The 17,903-nt window shown below is 60.8% G+C and carries 18 protein-coding genes; 15 read left to right on the top strand and 3 right to left on the bottom strand.

The genetic code is table 11. From position 1 onward, the window contains the following. Positions 1 to 24: 24 nt before the first annotated feature. Positions 25 to 621, top strand: a complete 597-nt coding sequence (locus ACVINW_RS21690; protein WP_456753167.1) for a hypothetical protein — start codon at positions 25 to 27, stop codon at positions 619 to 621. A gap of 23 nt (positions 622 to 644) precedes the next feature. Continuing rightward, positions 645 to 1,412, top strand: a complete 768-nt coding sequence (locus ACVINW_RS21685) for an SDR family NAD(P)-dependent oxidoreductase (RefSeq protein ID WP_456753166.1) — start codon at positions 645 to 647, stop codon at positions 1,410 to 1,412. Between the two features lie 725 nt (positions 1,413 to 2,137). Here the strand turns inward: ACVINW_RS21685 and ACVINW_RS21680 are convergent. Further along, positions 2,138 to 3,325: a DUF2252 family protein gene (locus tag ACVINW_RS21680; protein WP_456753165.1), complete on the bottom strand. Its 1,188-nt coding sequence runs from the start codon at positions 3,323 to 3,325 to the stop codon at positions 2,138 to 2,140. A gap of 169 nt (positions 3,326 to 3,494) precedes the next feature. On the opposite strand from ACVINW_RS21680, the gene ACVINW_RS21675 reads away from it, so the two are divergent. Further along, entirely contained in the window at positions 3,495 to 4,874 is a 1,380-nt protein-coding gene (locus tag ACVINW_RS21675; RefSeq protein ID WP_456753164.1) for an inorganic phosphate transporter, read from the top strand. A gap of 182 nt (positions 4,875 to 5,056) precedes the next feature. Here the strand turns inward: ACVINW_RS21675 and ACVINW_RS21670 are convergent, their stop codons facing one another. Then, positions 5,057 to 5,293: a hypothetical protein gene (locus ACVINW_RS21670; protein ID WP_456753163.1), complete on the bottom strand. Its 237-nt coding sequence runs from the start codon at positions 5,291 to 5,293 to the stop codon at positions 5,057 to 5,059. 438 nt (positions 5,294 to 5,731) lie between these two features. Here ACVINW_RS21670 and ACVINW_RS21665 point away from each other — a divergent pair, with 438 nt between their 5' ends. Beyond that, entirely contained in the window at positions 5,732 to 6,385 is a 654-nt protein-coding gene (locus ACVINW_RS21665) for a carbonic anhydrase (protein WP_456753162.1), read from the top strand. 88 nt (positions 6,386 to 6,473) lie between these two features. Here ACVINW_RS21665 and ACVINW_RS21660 read toward each other — a convergent pair whose 3' ends face one another. Next, positions 6,474 to 7,424, bottom strand: a complete 951-nt coding sequence (locus tag ACVINW_RS21660; RefSeq protein WP_456756466.1) for a cation diffusion facilitator family transporter — start codon at positions 7,422 to 7,424, stop codon at positions 6,474 to 6,476. Positions 7,425 to 7,848: 424 nt separating this feature from the next. On the opposite strand from ACVINW_RS21660, the gene ACVINW_RS21655 reads away from it, so the two are divergent. The 11 genes from ACVINW_RS21655 to ACVINW_RS21605 all read left to right on the top strand — a co-directional run bounded on the left by ACVINW_RS21655 (position 7,849) and on the right by ACVINW_RS21605 (position 17,897). Continuing rightward, complete coding sequence (locus ACVINW_RS21655; protein WP_456753161.1) at positions 7,849 to 8,373, top strand: NADP-dependent oxidoreductase; 525 nt, start codon at positions 7,849 to 7,851, stop codon at positions 8,371 to 8,373. After that, positions 8,367 to 8,783, top strand: coding sequence for a zinc-binding dehydrogenase (locus ACVINW_RS21650; RefSeq protein WP_456753160.1), 417 nt, complete (start codon positions 8,367 to 8,369; stop codon positions 8,781 to 8,783). Before ACVINW_RS21655 ends, ACVINW_RS21650 begins: the two co-directional genes overlap by 7 nt. A gap of 12 nt (positions 8,784 to 8,795) precedes the next feature. Beyond that, on the top strand, positions 8,796 to 9,026 hold the full coding sequence (locus ACVINW_RS21645) for a hypothetical protein (protein ID WP_456753159.1): 231 nt from the start codon (positions 8,796 to 8,798) through the stop codon (positions 9,024 to 9,026). After that, the gene (locus tag ACVINW_RS21640) at positions 9,023 to 9,997 is read left to right on the top strand and encodes a cupin domain-containing protein (protein WP_456753158.1); all 975 of its coding nucleotides are present in this window, start codon (positions 9,023 to 9,025) and stop codon (positions 9,995 to 9,997) included. Before ACVINW_RS21645 ends, ACVINW_RS21640 begins: the two co-directional genes overlap by 4 nt. A 1,479-nt stretch (positions 9,998 to 11,476) precedes the next feature. Continuing rightward, positions 11,477 to 12,748 carry a DUF892 family protein gene (locus ACVINW_RS21635; RefSeq protein ID WP_456753157.1) on the top strand — a complete coding sequence of 424 codons (1,272 nt, stop codon included), beginning with the start codon at positions 11,477 to 11,479 and terminating at the stop codon, positions 12,746 to 12,748. A gap of 90 nt (positions 12,749 to 12,838) precedes the next feature. Beyond that, positions 12,839 to 12,961, top strand: a complete 123-nt coding sequence (locus ACVINW_RS21630) for a hypothetical protein (protein ID WP_456753156.1) — start codon at positions 12,839 to 12,841, stop codon at positions 12,959 to 12,961. Between the two features lie 65 nt (positions 12,962 to 13,026). Beyond that, the gene (gene coxB / locus ACVINW_RS21625) at positions 13,027 to 14,058 is read left to right on the top strand and encodes a cytochrome c oxidase subunit II (RefSeq protein ID WP_456753155.1); all 1,032 of its coding nucleotides are present in this window, start codon (positions 13,027 to 13,029) and stop codon (positions 14,056 to 14,058) included. Next, the gene (ctaD, locus tag ACVINW_RS21620; RefSeq protein WP_456753154.1) at positions 14,055 to 15,968 is read left to right on the top strand and encodes a cytochrome c oxidase subunit I; all 1,914 of its coding nucleotides are present in this window, start codon (positions 14,055 to 14,057) and stop codon (positions 15,966 to 15,968) included. Before coxB ends, ctaD begins: the two co-directional genes overlap by 4 nt. After that, complete coding sequence (locus ACVINW_RS21615) at positions 15,965 to 16,564, top strand: cytochrome c oxidase subunit 3 (protein WP_456753153.1); 600 nt, start codon at positions 15,965 to 15,967, stop codon at positions 16,562 to 16,564. Before ctaD ends, ACVINW_RS21615 begins: the two co-directional genes overlap by 4 nt. Then, on the top strand, positions 16,561 to 16,914 hold the full coding sequence (locus tag ACVINW_RS21610) for a hypothetical protein (RefSeq protein ID WP_456753152.1): 354 nt from the start codon (positions 16,561 to 16,563) through the stop codon (positions 16,912 to 16,914). Before ACVINW_RS21615 ends, ACVINW_RS21610 begins: the two co-directional genes overlap by 4 nt. Then, positions 16,902 to 17,897: a cytochrome c oxidase assembly protein gene (locus ACVINW_RS21605; RefSeq protein WP_456753151.1), complete on the top strand. Its 996-nt coding sequence runs from the start codon at positions 16,902 to 16,904 to the stop codon at positions 17,895 to 17,897. Before ACVINW_RS21610 ends, ACVINW_RS21605 begins: the two co-directional genes overlap by 13 nt. The last annotated feature ends 6 nt before the right edge of the window (positions 17,898 to 17,903 follow it).

Below are 17,903 nucleotides of genomic sequence, written 5' to 3'. Positions count from 1 at the left end.
GCAATCATTCGGAGCTTAGTGTGGATGAGCGTTAAGGACACTCTCGTAGGAACCGCCAAGCAATTCGTCGCCGAGATCGTAGGTGATGGCAGACTTGCGAATGAAGGCTCGGCCCAAGCCGGCGGGAGCCGCCTGGAAACGATCGATGCTGCGAATGAAGTGCCTCGGGAAACGCCGATGCTGCAGCCCGATGAGCAGCCTGTTCCACCGGAGGTGCCACATCCGGATGAAAACAGGTTTACTGCTTTGCTCGGCAACGCCGCGCTGGCGGTTTGGGCGGACCTTCCGCGGGACGCACAGGAGCGCTTGTTCGCAGCAGCGGCAGCCGACAGAGAAATAGCAAACGCTCTTGCCTCGTTTTTGCATGATCGGCATCCGAGAACGGCGCACCCGCCCAGACCGACCGGGCCAGCGTATGCCACAATACCCCGCGATAAGATACAGATGTCAATCAACCCCCAAAAGCGCGACATCGCTGAAGCCTTCGAAAACGGAACGCGGCGAGCGACGCGTGATCGTCAAGGACGCCGGCAAGACCGAAGACAGGACCACGATCTTGTCCATGCGGAGGGTGGGACGCTTGGGCTTGGCAAAGGCAAGGATCTCAACCATGACGACTAGCCGATGACGGAAAGGACGACCGAATGACCGGCCGTTTCGAAGGAAAGGTCGTGATCGTGACGGGCGCGGCGTCCGGCATCGGGGCAGCGGCCGCGCGCCGCTTTGTATCCGAAGGCGCGAGCGCCGTGCTTGTTGACCGCGAGGAGATGAAGCTCGCGGACGTCGCGAAAGAACTTGGGTTCGGCCGCGTCCTGGCTCACACGGCAGACGTCTCTGACCCGGACGCCGTGGAGGAGATGGTGGCGACGACGATCAAGCACTTCGGCCGGCTCGACGTCCTGGTCAATAACGCGGGCGTTCACGAAGGCGGAGACCCTGGCACCATCACGAACAATCAGTGGCGCAAGGTCATGGCGACAGACGTAGACGGTGTGTTTTTCGGCTGCCGCGCAGCGCTGCCCCATTTGGAGAAGACCAAGGGCTCGGTAGTGAACACCGCCTCGGTGTCAGGGACCGGGGGTGACTGGGGTATGAGTCCGTACAACGCGGCAAAGGGCGCGGTGGTCAATCTAACGCGCGCTCTCGCGATGGATCTGGGTAAGAGAGGCGTGCGCGTCAATGCGGTTTGTCCATCCCTGACGCGAACGGGAATGACCGCCGACATGATGGATGACCAGGAACTGCTGGCCAAGTTCGCCGAGCGGATTCCGCTCGGCCGCGTATGCGAACCAGACGAGATCGCCTCCGTGATCGCTTTCCTCGCAAGCGACGATGCGAGCTTCATGACCGGCGCCAACGTGGCCGTCGATGGCGGCGTTTCGGCCTCGAACGGCCAACCGCCGCAGCAATAGCCGGTTTAGGACCCCGCTCCGCCCGTAACGTCGTGACCGCGCTGAGGTCCGCCAGACAGACTGCAATGGCCTCGTCGGCTGGACACCGAGAACGTTTGCTGCCGCTTCAACCAACCGCCTCACGATGCGTCGGCGGCTATCCTGAAGGAAAAGAAACTCCAAGCTCTATCGCATCGGTGGCTGAAGCCCAGCCGACGAAACCCAATCATCAATGTCTGCAGCTATTTCCGCTGTGCGGGCTCGCTTCAGCAGACTGTCTCGCTCGACACCTGCCGGCATAGTCGCCGCTGTTTGAGCCAGCTCTCTGGCGAACGCAGAGAGACGATCCTGCAGTGATTTTGTTTGCTTAGCTCTATTTCGCTTTTTCGTCATACCGCACCCTTGTCTAAAACGGGAGAGCGGCAACTCTCCACCTTTTTAAGGAGCGTAGCTTGCTACGACATTATCGGCGACAACCTAGGTTTATAGGTGAGACAATCTCTTGAACGAACTGGCGCGCCAGACACTTTGACGGTGACGTCGCGATGCTCGGCTGCAAAGCCAGGCTCAGCCCCTGTCGCCTAGCCCTTTTCGGGTCGCTTACTCAATTTACCCTTTAGGCCGATGACGCCGACCGGCGATCGCCGTTGGTTTGCGATGCTAGGTTGACGGTTATAAACGCTCTTTAGCCTACGTCATGCAATTGAGATGATTTAGCGTCTTGCGTAGCAGAGCTGACGATCCGGCTACTCTGCATAGCGGCGACAGTGCTCAAGATACGCTGTTTCATGCCGAGCAATGAGAGAGAGGACGCTTGACCAGAGCCACGAAGGTGCATTGAGCGACTTGCTTCTGCCGCGGCCCAGTTCCGTTCGCCAGCTCCTGCGAGTGAGAGGGTCCATCTGGCGCGCATGCGCACGTCCGACGACCGCTGCCAGGTAACGTCCGACATGAACCGCGTCGGGCGGCTTGAGACTCTCAATGTCGAGCTTTAGGTCCTGAGGCAACAACTCTCGTACAAAGACGTCTCGACGCAGCAGTGAGGCCGCAATCATTCGGCCACCCAGAAATGGTGACAACCTGCCGGCGCCCTCCACAACGCGCTCCGCGTCGTTGTGCGGCAACTTTGCCCCTTTGCTACGAGGCGCGACCGGCTTTGCCGCTTGCTTAACGTCCAGCAAGCAGAAACTGCTATCGTCCGCGCCATCGATTCCCAACAATACGGCGCTCCGAAACAGGCCCAGCGAACTGCAGCCCTTCCTCCAGTACGCTGCGTCAAGCAAGGCGATGTCGGAATTGCGTTCTCGCGACCGCAAAAGCGTCGCGAGCCGAGCGACTTCCTCCGATGAAATCAGAGTGCGAAGCGCGCCCTCTTCTCTTCGCGACAGATCCCAGAAGGATCGACCACGCGGAATATCTGGCTTGGCGTCCCTAATCGATCGTTTGGCCAGCTTCTTCCATGAACCGGCGACAGCGGCTTTCATCGCCAACCGCATTGCTGGAGGTCGCTCTTTCAGACGCGACTTTCCAGATAATGCGTCGCGATATCCGTCGACCATCTGCTCGATCATCTTCTCCGTCACGATGCCCGGGAGGTCCGATCCGCGTGCGGCCATTGCCAAAGAAAGCGCCAACCGGATCAGATCATAGGCGGGATTGCTGATGACCGTTTGGTCGAGGTCCCGAATCTCGATCTCGACATCGTCGTCGGCGTTCGCAAGCGGGCCGAGGTTGCCGCTATGGCAATCCCCACAAATCCAAACCGCCGGACCGGATGGAATCCGCTCATTCTGCTCGGACAGAAGCTCGTAGAAAAGGGCGACACTTCCGCGAACGAAGGCATGTGGCGAGCGCGCCATTTTGTGTAGCCGGCGTTTCTCGAGGATTCTGCATCGACGGCCAAGCGATGGATTTTCATCGGGCTTGCGGGCCATGGTCCAAGTGGGGCCTCCTGACAATTCAACGCTGTCAAAGAAGATCGTTCCAAAGTCGATCGGCTAGGGAACATTTCGTCCCAGGCTGGCTTTACACGAGCGATTGGGCGGGCGTCGTGGCTTGCGAACGAGTGCCAGCCGCCCGATTTGCGCGAGATAGAGCAGGATTATGCTGGAATTCTTCACCCCCGGTTCGCCCGCGCTCTTCGTGCTGCTCATATTGTGCCTCGCCCTTGTCCTGTTCTTCGAGTTTTCAAACGGCTTTCACGACACGGCGAATGCTGTTGCCACCGTCATCTACACTCATTCCCTGAAAGCGACCCAGGCCGTCTTATGGTCGGGCGTGATGAACTTTATCGGCGTGCTAGTCGGTGGAATTGCCGTCGCCTATGCGTTGGTCGAGATCATTCCACCTGATGTCTTGACGCCGCCAGATGGTGCGCTGGCTGTAGGCATGTTGGTGGCGCTGACGCTTGCCGCATTGACCTGGAATGTCGGGACCTGGTGGCTGGGCATTCCCAACTCGAGCTCCCATGCTTTGGTTGGAGCATTGATCGGCATTGCCCTGGAGTACGGATTCGTTCAAGGACACAGCTTTACAGGCGCAGTGAACTGGCACCAAGTTGGCGGCGTTCTGAGCGCCCTATTGATATCGCCGCTACTCGGGTTCGGATTCTCATTCACCTTGTATCGTGTGATTTGCCGGCTCATACCGAATCGCGAGCTTTATCAGGCGCCGATCGACGGAAATCGGCCGACCTGGTGGCTGCGGGGGTTGCTTGTAGTGACGAGCACGGGCGTATCGTTTGCTCACGGGACGAACGATGGCCAGAAGAGCATCGGGTTCATCATGCTGGCGATCATCGGCCTGATGCCGCAATCATACGCGCTGAATGAATATGTCTCCGGCGAACAACTCGCCCAATCGCTGCAGATTCTTCCGCAAAGTATAGCGCTGTTTCAGCAGGTCGGCGATCAACAGAGAGAAGCTGCCATCAATAGTGCGCAAAAGCTTCGTGGAAGCCTAACAGATGTGCGTTCGATCGGCGCCATTCCGTCGAACGAGCGAGCTCCTCTGCGGCATCAGTTCAACGTCGTCATTGCAGAGCTGAGTGCAATCGCACAGAAGAAGTCGGTGACGGATGCACAGCGACATCAAGCGAAAACCTATCTCGATAGTTTGACCTTAGCTGTACAGTATGCACCTTGGTGGGTCCGTATCCTGAGTGCACTGTGCCTCGGCGCCGGCACGATGATCGGCTACAAGCGCATCGTTAAGACACTAGGGGAAGGCATCGGGAGGGTAAGGATGAGCCCCATGCAAGGTGGAACAGCTGAAGCAGTGGCATCGATCCTGATCGCGTCCGCCGGTTTCACAGGTCTACCGGTGAGCACGACCCATGTGGTGACTGCGGGAATCGCCGGGGCAATGGTCGGCTCGGGTGCGGGGCTGCAACCGCCGGCACTCCAGCGGATAGCGATAGCCTGGATTTTGACGCTGCCCGGGACCATGGTGCTTTCAGCGTTTTTCTTCTACGCGCTTTCGTAGGCGATGGATAATGAGAGTACCTTGGGCGGGTCGCTGATTGCGTGGCTAACATTGGCTCGTCATCGGTCGTGAAGGAGTCCGGCCGCGTTTTGCATGTTGAGCCGTGCGTTGAGGCTGCCCGCCTCGCGGCTGATTGGGCAAGATGGCACGCGCGCCGCTAACGCGGACCTGACAAGGCCGCCTTACTCTCTCAGCGCCTTGCGGATGTCGTCCCTGTGCAGAATAAACAACGCCTGACTTGCGTAGAAGCTATCCAGTATCTTTCTAGCGTCCGTTACGTTTAGACCCTGGCTAGCCATTTTTCTAATCCGCTCCTCTTGTTGAGCGATGTGTCGTTCGCCTCGGACGACATGACTTTCAGCTAGCCCCAGATGGCGAAGCTGCATCTCGTGGTAGCGTGACTGAAGCGAGCCAGCCATGACGCCCTCCCAATGCAGGCGGCAGCGCGCTCGGTCTCTCAGCCGTCACCGCCTACGGGCAGAACCTTATCACGTTCTGATGCGCCCGGTTCGTTCTCCGAGATTTATTTCCGGGATCTAGGCCGAAGGTGAGGATGGCACAGAACGCGTGAAGCGCGGGCGTCATCCGACGACCAGGAACTAGTGCCCCGCCCGACCGATGACCCGATCAGGCATGTGATGAAAACCAGCTGGACCACGTACGTGGTATCTCAGTTTGAATACCGGCCCTCGGTCTGCTTGAGGGCCTCAGGTACTCACCGTAGTCATCGGTGAAGGGCGACCAACGTTTTGGGCACCGTGAGGCTTCGGGTGGGTTCCAGGTGCCGCGCTGCGGGCTGTCGCCGCTCAGCTGCGACAGCCTTGCTGCGGACACGAGCATGTGGTTAGTCAGAGGCCATGAAATCCTTTCCGAAGCAGTTGATCGACGGTTACCTTGCCTTCGCGACCGAGCGGCTGCCGACTGAACAGTCGCGCTACCGGGATCTGTCGGAGCGCGGCCAGTCTCCCGAGACCATGGTGATCGGCTGCTGCGATTCTCGCGTCTCTCCGGAGGTGATCTTCGACGTCGGTCCCGGCGAGTTGTTCGTGGTCCGCAACATCGCCAATCTGGTTCCGGTCTACCAGCCCGACGCCAACGCCCACGGCGTCTCGGCCGCGCTGGAATATGCCGTAACGGTGCTGAAGGTGAAGAACATCGTGGTGCTGGGCCATGCCCAGTGCGGCGGCATTCGCGCCTTCGTCGACAAGATCAAGCCGCTCACGCCGGGCGACTTCATCGGCAAATGGATGCAGATGTTCATCAAGCCGGGCGAGGTGGTCGAGCAGCGCGCGCATGAGAGCATGCAGGATTTCGTCACCCGCATCGAGAAGGCTGCGGTGTTCCGCTCGCTGGAGAACCTGATGACCTTTCCGTTCGTCCGCGAGCGGGTCGAGAGCGGCGAGATGCTGCTGCACGGTGCTTATTTCGGCGTTGCCGAAGGCTCGCTATTCGTGCTCGACCGGATCGCAAAGGAGTTCATCAGCGTCGGCGATGGCCTCAAAGACTGCTAGGAGGAATCTACGCGCATCGCCGACACGGCTGGACTTCAGAGCGCTTAGCGGCTGCTGCCTCGCGTCAACCTAAGCATGATGCAAGCGTTCATCTCCTCACTGTCCGCCGCTCCGTCCGAAGGGCGTGATACCTCGCGCTGGTCTGGGGTTTGATGAACAGAGCCGAGACGCTCGGGTGCTGTCTGCGGACCTCGTTTTCGATTGATATGACGCAACGCTCGATGTCGTCGGCGCGCTTGTCGTCCGCGAACTCGACGCTCAGCGCTGCGACGATCTCGGCCGGCGACAATTGCATAGTCATCAGCCCGTTGACTCGAAGGACGCCAGGTGACTGTCGCGCAATATCGAGGATGGACTGTGACAGTTCCGAATGAGCGGGCTCGCCGATCAGGAGGCTCTTGCTCTCCCTGGCGAGCCCGACCGACGCGACCCCGAGCAGAATTCCGATCAGGATCGAGCCAATGCCGTCCCAGACCGGCTGCGCCAGCAGCACTGCTGCGGCAGTCGCGGCAGCTGCAATCCCGATGCCGATCAGCGCAGCGCTGTCTTCGAGCAGCACCATGAAAGCGGGAGGGTCCTTGCTGCGGACGAAGGCCTCGTACCAGCCGAGCCGCGCGTCCGAACGAAAGCGGCGCAATGCAAAAAGCCAGGAAGCGCCCTCGAAAAGGAACGACAATCCGAGCACGACGAAGCTGACCGTGGGATCCTCAATCGGCTGGGGCGCGGTGACGTGGAGAGCGCCCTGATACAGCGATACGCCGGCGCCGAGCGCGAATATCAGCAGCGCAACGATGAAGCTCCAGAAATACAACTCGCGCCCATAGCCGAGCGGATGAGATTCGTCGGGCGGGCGGCTCGCGCGATGGTAGCCATAGAGCAACAGCACCTCATTGGTCGTGTCGACCAGTGAGTGTACAGCCTCGCTCAGCATCGCCGAGCTTCCGGTCCAGGCTGCGGCGCCCATCTTGGTGGCCGCGACGAGAACGTTACCGGCAAGTGCGGCATAAACGATGGTCTTCGATGATCGTTCTGCGGTCATATCTCCCGTCATTTTGGCTCGGATAGGCAAGAGCGGCGCCGACGGCGTCGTCGAGCAGTGCGTTGCGGCCGAGCTCCACATATTCAGCATCTGCTGTTGAAATTCGCCGTCTCCATCGAACTCGCGGCGCGAGCCTACGTATTGCTGTATGGCGGCGACGACGAAGGCATCGCGCTGATGCTGAAGGTGCGAGCGCGGGATCGACGAATTGACTCGTGTAGCAACACTCGAAAGCCTCACACAGCAGCTCAACCGGCATGATTTTGCGAACGTCCGGTTCCTACCGTACTGCCTCCTGGATTGCCGTATTCTGATCAATCGAGCTGCTTGCATCCAGTTCCTAACCGAGGCAACCGGCGCCTGGTGGACCGACGTCGATCAGCACCGAGATAGGAACTCGTGCCGGATTGAAGCGTCAGCCAACATGGCACAGTCTCTCAAAATCCGATTTCACCAATTCGGCGGCAACGATGCGCTTCGCGTCGACTGCGTCGAGCAATCAGCTCCCGATGCACGCCAGATCCTGGTCACCGTCCGGGCAGCAAGTGTCAACCCCGTCGATTTCAAGATCAGGTCTGGCAGATATCCGTCCGTCAAGGAGGATCGCCTCCCCTACACGCCAGGGCGGGACGTCGATGGCATCGTCGACAGCTGCGGCGCCCAGGTTACGAAATTTCGCCCCGGTGACGAAGTCTTTGGAATGGTCCCGGTGTTTGGCGGCGGTTACGCCGAACAGGTTGTCCTGGACGAACGAGCGGTGGCTTACAAACCTCGTGGGCTCGACCATCTCCATTCCGCCGCTATTCCACTCGCGGGCCAAACCGCCCATCAGGGGCTATTTCGGTACGGGAAGCTAAAGGCCGGAGAATCCATCCTGATCATGGCGGATCCGGCGGTGTCGGCCATTTCGCGATTCAATTTGCCAAGGCGAACGGGGCTCGCGTGCTGACGACCGTTTCAACGGAGCACGTCGATTTCGCGCGCTCGCTCGGAGCCGACAAGGTGATCGATTATAAGACGCAGCGCTTCGAAGAAATAGCGAAGGATCTCGATATGGTCTTCGACCTGATCGACGGAGAGACGCGCGAGCGGTCCTGGCCGCTTCTCAAAAGGGGAGGACGCCTGGTATCGACTTTGACCGAACCTTCACAGGATCAGGCCAAGGCTCACGGCGTGACGGCAATGCGTTACACCGTCGAGCCTGATGGCGACGAGCTCGCTGCTATCGGGGAACTGGCCGACAGCGGCAAGCTGAAGCCGCACATTCAGGCCACCTTCCCGCTTGAACTGGCAAGCCAGGCCCTGGAAACTCTGGAACGAGGTCACACGGCCGGCACGATCGTGCTGACGTGCGGCTGACGAGGGCGTGCCATGAACAATCCCGACCGAAGATATCTGCTGGCCGCCGCCGCGGTGCTCGGTGCCACGGCAGCAGCCTCAGCGCAGCAGCGCAATGAACCCGTGGTCGGCAACAAAGGCGCGCCGATCATCGGGCCGCGCAATCCAGAGCGCGCGCTGCAGAACCCGAACATTTTGCAACCGCCGCCCACCGACCATGGCTCAATGCCGAACTTAGCTTTTCTTTCGCTGACGCGCACGTGAAGATCCGCGAAGGCGGCTGGTCGCGCGAGGTCACTCAGCGGGAATTGAAGGTCGCGACCACGATGGCCGGGGTCAACATGCGCCTGACGTCGGGAGGCGTCCGCGAGCTGCACTGGCACAAGCAGGCCGAGTGGGCCTTTATGCTGGCTGGGCGAGCACGCGTCACGGCAGTTGATAACGACGGCCACAATTTCATCGCCGACGTCGCGGCTGGCGATCTCTGGTACTTCCCGTCCGGCATTCCGCACTCGATCCAGGGACTGCCGGATGAGGGTTGCGAATTCCTGCTGGCGTTCCCCGACGGCGAATTCTCCGAGGACAGTACCTTTGCAATCACGGATCTCTTCGCTCACAATGATCCCGAGGTGCTGGCCAAAACCCTCGCTATCGACAGGAAGGCGCTCGACCACATTCCCAAGCAGGAGCGCTTCATTTTCCAGGCAGAGCTACCGCCGCCCCTGCAGGATGACGCAGCGCGCGATCCCATCGGCGCGGTGCCGCTCGACATGGTGTTCCACCTCACTCAGCAGCCACCGACCCGATCACCTGGCGGGACTGTCCGCATTGCCGACGCCCGCAACTTCCCGATCTCGACCGACGTGGCCGCGGCACTCGTCGAGGTCAATCCAGGCCATATGCGTGAACTGCATTGGCATCCGAACGCCGATGAATGGCAATATTACATCTCAGGTCAGGCACGGATGACCGTGTTCGCCGCCGAAGCCAGGGCGCGGACGTTCGATTATCGCGCAGGCGACGTCGGTTACGTCCCGATGTCGAAGAGCCACTTCATCGAAAACACCGGCAGCGAGCCGCTGCGTTTCCTTGAACTGTTCAAGGCGCCCCGCTTTGTAGACGTTTCGCTCGCGCAATGGATGTCATTGACCCCGTCCGAGCTCGTCGCGGCACATCTGAACATCGATCGGGCCGTGATCGAGACATTGCGCAGGGACAAGCAGCCGGTCGTCTAGTATCCCGAATCCGACGTTCGCATCATTTGCCGCGGTTCGGAACGAACTTCGGATAAGGACACTAGCAAACCTATGATTCTAGTGTGCTTTATGAATGCGAAGTTCGTGAAAGCGGTCGCCGCGCGAAATCGCACGAACTTCCCATTCAGCACACTAGCAGGCGCAGGATCCAGATCCGCTCGCGCGGAGCCGTTGGGTCGCTTCGCCACACGAACCATCGCAATCCCGACCGAGGTCGACAATTGCGCTGCTGAGGAACGGCGCGCGGTTCAATGCGTCTCTTTCTGCAGAGGTGGCTCATGTCCCATTGGCGCTTCTTTGCGATGATCGCGGCCTCGACCGCTCTTCCTACCATGAGCGTGGCGCCCTGCCTCCACCTGCACGGACTGACGAGAGCACCGGCATCGAAACCACCAAAATTCCCCGCTGATTGTCACCGATTCAATGCCGGGCGATGAGTATCAGATGGCTGATCCAACCGAAGCCCCGGTTCACCCGGCAAGGAATTCAGTCACCTGCTCCGAACACCGATCGCACCGTCATCACGAAAATCCCGGACAGCACAGAAGAAATTGCGAACGCCGTCCAATCCGGTCGCGCGGTCCCGGCAACAATGCTCTCAAGCAACGCTTGCGGCCACCTCAGCATTCATCCCCCGGAAGCCGCATAAGATAGGCCAATCCGAAGCTCGCGAGTTCTTCGGCGTCACCGTCGCGCGTCTCCCAGCCTCCATGCAAATGACGCTCGAGGAGGCATCGGCGACGATCCGCGTCATCGATTCCGGAGTGGGTGGCGCGGAAAACGTGCCAGGCGGTATCGACCGCTGTCCGCAGTGTCACAGCATCCGCCATTCACAAAGCTCCGAGCGCAAGTCCTCCTGCCTCGGCAACTCGGCATCGCGGCAGAAGTTGCTAGTCTTTTTCCCGATCTGGATCGCGCCAGCCGCCGTTGGCTCGCGGAGTACCGCCCTGGCAAAACTCAGCGCCTATCGGGATGGGCAACCTTCCGAGAAATGGCCCTGCTTCGCTCGGCGTGGTAGACGTCCTGCAACGGATGCACGAAGGGGTCGTTCAGCGAGCTTCGGTTCGCTGCTGCTCAACAATGCGTCGCCCGGCCTCGGCAACATACCTCTCAGCCGGCTATAGATGATGGCGCTGCGTCTCGTGGTTGTACGATGAAGTTGGCTCGCCATGGCGAAGAGCTCCATCCTTTGTAGGCGGGAGCGTTCGGTCTGTCGGCCGCCGAGACCTTCGGCCAGAACCCTGCTCGGCGATGGCCGGACGATGCGCCGCGAGACCGTGGGTTGCTGGAAGGAACTCGTTTCACCTCCGGCGAGCCATGGGCGACACCTGCGTAGCAATACCGACAACAACGAGCGATCGCGATCCGGCCATGCATCTATCTTTGGCCTCCCATAGGAACGAACGCTGCGGCACCGCCGTTCGGACCCGATCCCCGCTCAGGAAGTTGAGGTTCTCAATGTATCACCACGTCAAAAAGCTGATGTTCACCGTTCGCGTCGACGAGCCCGACCCCCGCTTTGGCAACATGCTCCTCGAGCAGTTCGGCGGCGCAAACGGCGAACTCGCAGCAGCCATGCAATATTCCATTCAGGGTCTGAACTGCGAGGACCCGGACCGCAAGGACCTCCTGATGGACATTGGCACGGAGGAGCTCAGCCATCTGGAAGTGGTCGGCACGCTTGCCCGCATGCACCTCAAGCCCTCGAAATTCGACCGCCAGGCGGCCGAGGCGGATCCGCTGATCGCGATCGCGGGCGGCGGTGGGGTCAACCTGTTCAATTCACAAGGCAATGCCTGGACCGCCGACTATCTCAAGATCACCGGCGAACTGGACGTCGATCTGCGCAACAACATCGCCGCCGAGGCGCGCGCCAAGATCGACTATGAGCGGCTGATCAATTTCACCGACGATGCCGGCACCAAGGACGCATTGCAGTTTCTGATGACCCGCGAGATCACCCACATGAAGGCCTTCTCGCTGGCCCTGGAAAGCTTGAGCAAGCCGCCTTTCAGCATCGGCCGCATCGCGCCGACGCCCGGTCTGGTCAATCAGTACTTCAACGATTCGACCGGTACGGGCGACCATGGCGAGATCGACACTCGGGGGCCGTGGAACGAGGGGGGCGACTGGGTATTCACGGAGTCCCCGGCCATCCAGGCTGGCGAACCGGGTCCCGCCAGCTCCGTCGTCACGGAGAGCTCGCCGCCGGCCGATGAGGCTGGTCTCGGCGACCTCCTGATCGACGAACTTCGCGACATTCTCCACGCCGAAAAGCAATTGACGAAAGCGCTCCCAAAAATGGCGCAGGCAGCCCGCTACGACCAGCTGCGCGAGCTGTTCGAGCAGCACCTCGCCGAGACCGAAGCTCAGATCGAGCGCATCAACGAGTGCTTTGAGCTTCTCGGCAAGTCGGCCCGCCCCAAGCCGTGCAAGGGCATGATGGGCTTGATCGAAGAAGGAGAGGAAATCATTGGCGAAGGCGAAAAGAAGGAAAATGCCGCTGCCGACCTTGCGCTGATCGGCGCCGCGCAACGCGTCGAGCACTATGAGATGGCAGGCTATACCACAGCGCGCAATCTCGCCCAGCAACTTCGCCATAGCGCTATCGTCAGCCTCCTGTCCAAGTCACTGGCAGAGGAAGAAAACGCCGATCAGTTGCTGAATCAGGTGGCACGTTCGCTGATGTCGGTCGCGAAGATGCCCGCGGCGGTCGAGCCGGCGGAATAAGCCGGCACGCTGGTTTTTGCTCACGAGAGTACTGCGGCCGGGAGTCCGAGGAGCCCGGCCGAGGGATACTGAGGGAAGGGAGATCGCACGATGCTCGAAGGGCTGCGGGTGATGACCGAGCCGGGCGCGATCATCGCGACCTTGCTCGTGCTGCTGCTGTTGGCTGCGGCAGATGTCGCGATCGTCATCGCGACCAAGGGCTGGCCGGTGTGACGATCGGCATGCGCCGCGCCTGACATAGGAACCTTTGTAGCAGCCGGCGGTTCGCCCGGGCAACCATGCTCAATGAGTGCCCATGCCTGCCTGCCTGGGTCCGATCCGGCCTTCTCCTCTCCGTCGCGTTGCCGCTCGTTGCTTGTGCCGGCTCGCAGTCGGCACTTGACCCGCAAGCTCTCCAATCCGAGCAAATCCGTCACACATTCATCATCTTTCTTGCGGTGTCCGGGGCAGTCTGGAGTTGCGTCATTGCTGCTCTCGGGGTCGGCCTGCTGCGCCGAAATCGCATCATAGACGCGCCGCTCGAACTCCGCTTTTCCTTTGAGATGGGTGCCGGGCGCATCATTCTGGGGCTCGGCATTGCCACCACATTGATCGTGCTCGTCCTGTCTTTCGTAAGCTATGCCGGCCAACGCACCCTGTTTGCCACGAACCAGGAAGCCCTGAAGCTCAGGATTGTCGCTCATCAATGGTGGTGGGAGGTTCATTACGAGGCAGACAGCCCACACAACAGCTTCGCCACGGCAAACGAGATCCGCATTCCGGTCGGCAAGCCAGTCAAGGTGGAGCTCGAGTCGGCGGACGTCATCCACAGCTTCTGGGTGCCGAGCCTCACCGGCAAGATGGACCTGATCACTGGACAAACCAACGAAATCCAGTTTACGGCGAGAAATCCCGGCACCTATCGCGGCCAATGCGCGGAATTCTGCGGCTTGCAACACGCCCATATGGCGTTCGCGGCAATCGCGCTCCGGCCCGATGAATTCGAGCGTTGGCGCGAGCACGAGAACCAGAGCGCAACCAGCCCGACCGACACGCTAGCCAAGCAGGGAGAAGAGCTGTTTCGCGGCCGCGGATGCGCGTTGTGCCATGCCGTTCGCGGCACCCTGGCAGGCGGCCAATTGGGTCCTGACCTCACCCACGTGGGGAGCCGAACGACGATAGCGGCGGGCACGCTGCCGCAAACGCCGGCGGCGCTGGGAGCCTGGATTGCCGACCCGCAGCACATCAAGCCCGGCAATCTGATGCCGAGGATGCCGCTGCAATCGGGAGAACTGATCGCGATCATTCAGTATCTGGAGCAGCTCAAATGAGCATGGCCGTCGAGCAAAGAGAGCTGCGGGACGATGCCCTCCACGGGCTGCAACTTGCAACGCGACTGGAGCGCATCTGGCGGACGCCATCGGGACCGATCGGCGCGCTCATGTCGGTTGATCACAAGATTATCGGACGACGCTACATCGTGACGGCATTCGCCTTCCTGGTTCTCGGCGGACTCCTCGCGATCTTGATGCGTATTCAGCTGGCGGCTGCCGAGCAGCGTCTGCTTTCGCCGGACCTGTACAATCAGGTCTTCACGATGCACGGCTCGACGATGATGTTCCTGTTCGCCGTGCCGGTCATGGAAGCCTTCGCGGTTTACCTGGTGCCGCTCATGGTGGGCACGCGTAATATTGCTTTCCCGCGCCTCAACGCCTTCAGCTACTGGATGTTCTTGTTCGGCGGCTGTTTCCTCTGGATCTCCTTTGCATTCAACGTCGGTCCTGACGTCGGCTGGTTTGCCTACACGCCGCTTTCCAGTCTGCAGTTCACGCCAACCAAGCGCGCCGACGTATGGGCCCAGATGATCACCTTCACGGAAGTGGCAGCGCTCGCGGTTGCCGTCGAGATCATCGTCACCGTCTTCAAGCAGCGCGCCCCCGGAATGACGCTTGACCGCATCCCGCTCTTTGTCTGGGCGATGCTGGTTACGGCCTTCCTCGTAATGTTTGCGATGCCGTCGATCATGGTCGCATCCACCTCGCTCATCCTCGATCGGCTGGTCGGCACTCGCTTCTACGATCCTTCGTCAGGAGGCAATGTGCTGTTGTGGCAGCATTTGTTCTGGTTCTTCGGGCATCCGGAGGTCTATATCATCTTCATTCCGGCAACCGGCATGGTGTCGATGATCCTCGCCACCTTCGCGCGCCGGCCCGTGATCGGCTATCCCGCGATCGTTCTCTCGCTGATCGCGACGGGATTTCTGTCGTTCGGACTTTGGGTTCACCACATGTTCGTGACCGGGCTGCCCCAGCTCGGGGCCGGCCTGTTCACCGCGTCAAGCATGTTGATCGCCGTGCCGAGCGGCCTGCAGATATTCTGCTGGATCGCTACATTATGGGACGGCCGCCCGGTGTATCGGACGCCACTGCTGTTCGTGCTCGCGTTCATCGCGATCTTCGTGATTGGCGGACTCTCCGGCATCATGGTGGCGTCGGTACCGATCGATACCCAGGTGCACGACACTTATTTCGTCGTCGCCCACTTCCATTATGTCCTGATCGGCGGCGCCGTCTTCCCGCTCATTGGGGCTGTCTACTACTGGTTTCCGAAGATCTGCGGCCGGATGTTGAGCGAGCGGCTCGGCCGCTGGAACTTCTGGCTTGCCTTCTTTGGCTTCAATATCGCGTTTTTCCCAATGCATATTCTCGGCCTGATGGGGATGCCCCGTCGGGTCTACACCTACACGCCCGAAATGGGCTGGGATCGGCTGAATTTGCTGTCGAGCATCGGCGCCGCGATCTTCGCGCTCAGCTTTGCGGTGCTGCTCGCGAATGCGATCTACAGTCTCCGCAGGGGAATGCCGGCCAGCGACAACCCCTGGGATGCATCCACTCTGGAGTGGGCGACGGCATCTCCCCCGCCACCGCAGAACTTCGACCGTATTCCTGTCGTGACCCATCGCGATCCACTATGGGCCGACCCCGACACGTTGCCGGTCATCGCAGGCCTCAGCATGGAACGCCGCGAGGTGCTGCTGACGTCGCTCGCCGAGGCCGAGCCGCAAATACGTGAGGCGTCGCCGGAACCCAGCATTTGGCCGCTGCTCACCGCGATCGCGACGACGATTTTCTTCATCGGCTCGATCTTCACGCCGTGGGCCGTGTTGTGGGGAACGCCGCCGATGGCGATCGCCTTGATCGGCTGGTTCTGGCCGACCGGCAGCAAAGAGGACGAGGAATGAAGCAGATCGTCATCCGCAACGTCGGAGAACTGCCGACCTTTGGCTTCGGCCCGCAAAGCGGACCGTGGTGGGGCGCGATGAGCTTCATGGCGCTGGAAGGCATGGGCTTCGCCATTGCGATCGGCACCTATCTCTATCTCTATGCCGTCAACCCGAGTTGGCCGATCGGCGCTTCGCCGCCCGATCTCTGGCCCGGAACGGCGGAAACCATCGTCTTCCTGCTCAGCATCATCCCCAACCAGTATACCCATCGGGTCGCGCACCAGCAGGATCTCCAAAAAGTGCGCGTCTGGCTCGTCGTCATGTCGCTGATCGGCATCCTGCTCTTGATCCTGCGTGGCTTTGAGTTCGCCCACCTCAATACCCGCTGGGACAACTCCGCGTATGGCTCGGTGGTCTGGCTGATCCTGGGCCTGCACACCACGCATCTTGCGACCGACCTCGGCGATACGATCGTGCTCGCCGTCCTGATGTTCACGGCCCACGCCAAGCCACGCCGCTTCAGTGACGTGACCGACAACGTGTTCTACTGGAACTTTGTCGTGATCGCATGGCTGCCGCTCTATGTGTTGCTCGATTGGGTGCCACGGCTATGACCGACAATGAAGCCAATGCCAGATTGCTCTATTGGGCAGGCGTAGCGCTCGGGCCCATCGCCTGGGCCGCCAATCTGCAGGCCGTCTACGCCCTCGCCCATCTCGCATGCGAGAAGGCGAAGTGGGGCGGCATCGCCTTGAGCACGTTTCTGGTGCTCGCATCGCTGGCCGGCACCGTGATCTCGGCTCGCGCGGTGCGTCGCGGTGCCGGGACCGAATGGAGCGACGCCGCAGGCGGTGGTCCCAGAGCATTCATGGCCTGGCTCGGGGTGGGTACCGGCGTGCTGTTCGCGCTCGTCATCACCGATCAGCTTCTTGCCGCGCTCATGATCAGTCCATGTTTACGTTGAGCCTCTTGCTGCTTCCAGCGCTGCTGCCATCGTCTGCTTCGGCGCATGGACTGTCAGACGTATCGGACCCGACGGCGCTGTGGAGCTACGATCCTTGGTTGCTGGTCCCGCTCTATCTTGCGGGTATTGCATACTACGTCGGAACACAGCGGCTGTGGCGGAGCGCCGGCGGCGGACGCGGCGTTACATACCGGCGGGTGACAGCATTCTGGACCGGATGGCTGGTCGTGGCGCTTGCCTTGACCTCTCCGCTTCACTGGCTCGGCGAGCGGCTGTTCACGGCGCACATGATCGAGCATGAGCTCCTGATGCTGGTTGCCGCTCCGCTGATCGCCTATGCACGGACCAACGGCCCGCTGCTGTGGAGCTTGACGCCCTCGCTTCGGCGCGCCGGCCGCCTGCTGAGCACAGCTCCGTTGGCGACGATGTGGGCGTTTCTCGGTCACCCGGTCAGCGCAACCGCGCTGCACGGGCTGGCCTTGTGGATTTGGCACGCGCCACCGCTCTATACGCTTGCGCTTGAGAATATCGCGATCCATCGCCTCCAGCACCTCAGCTTCTTTGCCACGGCGCTGCTGTTCTGGTCGGTGCTGCTTTATGGACGCGGGAGAGGGCGCAGCGAGCGGATGCGTGACGGCATCGGCATCGGCTGTCTCTTCGTGACGGTTCTGCATTCCGGCGTGCTCGGCGCGTTGCTGACCTTATCGACGCGTGTCTGGGTGCCGACCCAGGGCGCGCTCGCCGGCGATTTCGGCCTGTCTCCGCTCGAGGATCAGCAACTGGCTGGAATCCTGATGTGGGTCCCGATGGGCATTCTCTATACCGGCGCGGCCCTGCTGTTCGCCTATCGCTGGCTGACCGTGCTCCAACCGGCGAGCGTCTCCGGCACGCTGCGCGATGCGCCCCGGCGGTTAGGAACGCGGCCTGCCGACGAGCGTTCGCAGGTGATCCCTACAACGTCTTCTCTCGTGGAGGATACGTGAACAAGC

The organism is Bradyrhizobium sp. USDA 4461 (assembly GCF_054055655.1).
The sequence above is the reverse complement of the archived record's forward strand: the minus strand, read 5'-3'. Positions and strand labels throughout refer to the sequence as shown.